The sequence below is a fragment of the Bacillus sp. mrc49 genome (assembly GCF_002803435.1).
This window is the reverse complement of sequence record NZ_PHNG01000430.1, coordinates 1-304: the sequence shown is the minus strand read 5'-3', so window position 1 is coordinate 304 and position 304 is coordinate 1. Positions and strand designations below refer to the sequence as shown.

At 37.5% G+C, this 304-nt stretch carries 1 pseudogene; it reads left to right on the top strand.

The features are described from left to right. A pseudogene (locus tag CVN76_RS02630) lies at positions 1 to 185 on the top strand (glutamate--tRNA ligase); the annotation flags it as partial. Positions 186 to 304 lie beyond the last annotated feature (119 nt).

The window sequence follows — 304 nt, the reverse complement described above, 5'->3', positions numbered from 1 at the left end:
GTGCCGATGAAATCAAGAAGTCGATTAAAGCGGTCAAAAAAAGCACCGGCCATAAAGGGAAAAAATTATTCATGCCAATTCGGGCTGCCGTTACCGGTCAAACACATGGTCCTGATTTGCCTAAGGCGATATCGTTATTGGGTAAGGAAAAAATTAAACAACGGCTACAGAGTATTTTATATTAACAATTAGTCAAAAATGTAATATAGTATTTAATAATCTTACAAAAGAACGCGTAGATGGGGAGAAGTAAGGAAACGATGCTTTTTAGAGAGAACCATAACCTGCTGAAAGTGGTTTAAGC